Below are 3,523 nucleotides of genomic sequence, written 5' to 3'. Positions count from 1 at the left end.
AGCGTAGCGCAGCCTGGTAGCGCATCTGGTTTGGGACCAGAGGGTCGCAGGTTCGAATCCTGCCGCTCCGACCAACGGCGCCCCTTTTGGGGCGCCGTGACACGTTCAATGGAGAGGTTCATGCTCGCGCGCATCTATCGCCCCGCCAAGACCGCCATGCAGTCCGGCAAGGCCAAGACCCAGGACTGGTTGCTGGAGTTCGAGCCGGTCTCGGCGCGCCAGTCCGATCCCCTGATGGGCTGGACCCAGTCGAGCGACATGAACGGTCAGGTCCGCCTGACCTTTGACACCCGCGAAGAAGCGGTGTCCTACGCCCAGCGTCACGGGATCGCCTTCCAGCTGTTCGAGCCCAAGACGCCCAAGCGGATCCTCAAGGCCTATGCCGACAATTTCGCCGCCGGTCGTCGCCAGCCCTGGACGCACTAGGCGTCTGGCCGCACCCTTTCGGAATTGGCGCCCTTAGCTCAGCTGGATAGAGCACTCGCCTTCTAAGCGAGCGGTCGCTGGTTCGAATCCAGCAGGGCGCGCCACCCCAGATCATGCAGAAAGACGCCCCGCGTCGCCGATTTGATGTCCATATTGGCTGACATCGCACTCAGCGGCGCCACTTGGGCGTCGCCATAGCGCAAGCCGTCACGGGCGAGGTCCTTCTCGTCGATGGCGGCGCCGTCGTGAACCTGCAATAGGCCTGTCGATGATCGTCGCCTCGACCACCGATTTCCGCGAGGCCGCCCGCCGCAAGCTGCCGCGCTTCCTGTTCGACTATATTGACGGCGGCGCCTATGCCGAGCGGACACTCGGTCGCAACGTCTCGGACCTGGCTGACCTGTCCCTGCGCCAGCGCGTGCTGAGGGATGTCTCGCGGGTGTCGACCAAGACCACCCTGTTCGGGGTCGAGCAGAGCCTGCCGGTGGCCCTGGCGCCCGTCGGCCTGACCGGTATGTACGCCCGCCGGGGCGAGGTGCAGGCCGCCAGGGCCGCCGCCGCCAAGGGCGTGCCGTTCTGCCTGTCCACGGTCTCGGTCTGCGATGTCGACGAGGTGTCCAAGGCCAGCGCCGCGCCGATCTGGTTCCAGCTGTACGTCCTGCGCGACCGGGGCTTTATGCGCGACCTGCTGGTCAGGGCCCGCGAGGCGAGCGCCACGGCCCTGGTCTTCACGGTCGACATGCCGGTGCCCGGCGCCCGCTATCGCGACGCCCATTCCGGCATGAGCGGCCCCAACGCCGCCGCCCGCCGGATGCTGCAGGCGCTGGGCAGGCCCACCTGGGCGTGGGAAGTGGGTCTGATGGGCCGCCCCCACACCCTGGGCAATGTCGCGCCGGTTCTGGGCGAGAATTCGGGTCTCGAGGATTTCATGGGCTGGCTGGGGGCCAACTTTGATCCCGCGATCACCTGGAAAGACCTCGACTGGATCCGCGACCTCTGGAAGGGCCCGCTGATCATCAAGGGAGTGCTCGATCCCGAAGACGCCAAGGCGGCCGCCGACATCGGGGCCGACGGCATCGTGGTCTCCAACCATGGCGGGCGGCAACTGGACGGGGTGCTGTCCAGCGCCAGGGCCCTGCCGGCGATCGCCGATGCGGTCGGCGATCGCCTGACGGTTCTAGCGGACGGCGGCGTGCGCTCGGGCCTCGACGTTGTGCGGATGCTGGCCCTGGGCGCCAAGGGCGTGCTGTTGGGGCGGGCCTTCGTCTACGCCCTGGCCGCGCGCGGCGGACCGGGCGTGACCCAGCTTCTGGACCTGATCGAGACGGAAATGCGCGTCGCCATGGCCCTGACCGGCGTCAATTCGGTTTCACAGATCGACCGCTCGATCCTGGCCTGATTTGCGGCGTGTCTGGCGAGGCCAGGCTTTATGGCCGCCGCGGCGCGATCGCTCCCGGCCCGGGCCTGGTTGGCGCTTGCCGGGGGATAAGGGCCGTCTGGACCGCGATCATTGCGTCAGGGGCGCGGGGACTTGAGCGTGCCTGTGGGGCCGCCAAGCCCTGCGGGGCTTGGGCCGGCCGCTCGCCGCGCGTCGGCGCCGTTCATCCATTTCTTGCAACGACACCCGGGGGCAGCGTCATCGCCGAGCCCCTTCGCGGCCCAAAGTCCTGGGATCGGCCAGACCGCCCGCTCATCAAGCCAATTCCCGCATCGGTCCATAGCGCCTTTGGCTTAGACCCCGCACGCCCCACCCTCTAGCGTCTGGGGAGACGAGGGCGGCCGTGGGCCAAATGCGGCCCCACGATTAGCGAGGACTTGCATGAGCAGAATGACGCCGTCCGAAATGGCGCAGATCATCGGCGGAGGCCTGCTGTCCTTCCCGGTCACCCATTTCGACGACCAGCACCAGTTCGTGGAAGACGCCTATCGTGAGCACTGCGGCTGGATGTTGCAGCGTGACCTGGCCGGGCTGTTCGCGGCGGGCGGCACGGGCGAGTTCTTCTCCCTGCGTCCCGAGGAGGTCGCCCAGGTGGTGCGCGCCGCCGTCGCCGAGACCAAGGGCAAGGTCCCGGTCATCGCCGGCTGCGGCTATGGCACGGCCATCGCCACCGACCTGGCCCGGTCGGCCGAGATCGAAGGCGCGGATGGCGTCCTGCTGCTGCCGCCGTACCTGATGAATTCGACCCAGGACGGCCTGGCCGCCCATATCGAGGCGGTCTGCAAGTCCACCTCGCTGGGCGTCATTGTCTATAATCGCGACAACGCCGTCCTCAACGAAGACACGCTGGAAAAGCTCTGCGATCGCAACCCCAACCTCGTGGGCTTCAAGGACGGGGTCGGCGACATCGAGCTGATGATGCGCGTCTTTGCGCGCATGGGCGACCGGCTGACCTATATCGGCGGCCTTCCCACCGCCGAGACCTTCGCTCTGCCCTATCTCGAGATGGGCGTGACCACCTATTCCTCGGCCATCTTCAACTTCCTGCCGGAATGGGCGTTGTCCTTCTATCAGGCGGTTCGGGCCCGTGATCGGGAAACGGTCATGAACGGCCTGCGAGACTTCGTGCTGCCCTACATCACCCTGCGCAACCGCGGTCGCGGCTATGCGGTGTCGATCGTCAAGGCCGGCATGACCGCCATCGGTCGCGGGGCTGGCCCCGTTCGTCCGCCTTTGACTGACCTGACGACCGGCGAACTCTCAGAGCTCAAAGCGCTCATCGCCGCCGTCCAACCCAAGGACCAACGACTTGCGGCTAACGGGTGAACTGCTGATCGGGGGCGGCGCGACGCGCGGCTCCCAGGGTGAACTTCGCGGGATCGACGCCGCCTCGGGTGAAGCGCTGGAGCCAGCCTTCGGCGGCGCGACCCTGAGCGACCTGGACGCCGCCTGCGCCCTGGCGGCGTCGGCCTTCCAGCCCTATCGGGCCCTGTCCTACCCGGCGCGGGCCCGGTTCCTGGAATCCATCGCCGAGCAGATCGAAGCGCTGGGCGACGACCTGATCGTGCGGGTCATGGCCGAGAGCGGCCTGCCACGCGGTCGTCTCGAAGGCGAGCGCGGCCGTACCACGGGTCAACTGCGGCTGTTCGCCGGCGTGCT

4 protein-coding genes and 1 tRNA gene are annotated in these 3,523 nt (G+C 67.8%); all 5 read left to right on the top strand.

The features are described 5' to 3' along the window. Nucleotides 1–120: 120 nt before the first annotated feature. Nucleotides 121–426 carry an ETC complex I subunit gene (locus CSW58_RS12850; protein ID WP_161494621.1) on the top strand — a complete coding sequence of 102 codons (306 nt, stop codon included), beginning with the start codon at nucleotides 121–123 and terminating at the stop codon, nucleotides 424–426. Nucleotides 427–453: 27 nt separating this feature from the next. Then, nucleotides 454–530, top strand: a tRNA-Arg gene (locus CSW58_RS12845). Nucleotides 531–694: 164 nt separating this feature from the next. After that, a complete protein-coding gene (gene lldD, locus CSW58_RS12840) occupies nucleotides 695–1,825 on the top strand; it encodes an FMN-dependent L-lactate dehydrogenase LldD (protein WP_099447550.1) in 1,131 nt (376 codons plus the stop codon). A gap of 420 nt (nucleotides 1,826–2,245) precedes the next feature. Further along, on the top strand, nucleotides 2,246–3,190 hold the full coding sequence (gene kdgD / locus CSW58_RS12835; protein WP_201721674.1) for a 5-dehydro-4-deoxyglucarate dehydratase: 945 nt from the start codon (nucleotides 2,246–2,248) through the stop codon (nucleotides 3,188–3,190). Then, on the top strand, nucleotides 3,174–3,523 hold a 350-nt coding region (locus tag CSW58_RS12830), incomplete at its 3' end, for an aldehyde dehydrogenase family protein (RefSeq protein ID WP_143755210.1). The genes kdgD and CSW58_RS12830, both read left to right, overlap by 17 nt.

The sequence above is a fragment of the Caulobacter sp. B11 genome (assembly GCF_002737765.1).
Lineage (GTDB): Bacteria > Pseudomonadota > Alphaproteobacteria > Caulobacterales > Caulobacteraceae > Caulobacter.
Note: the sequence above shows the minus strand (reverse complement) of the source record. Positions and strands in the feature narration are given on the sequence as shown.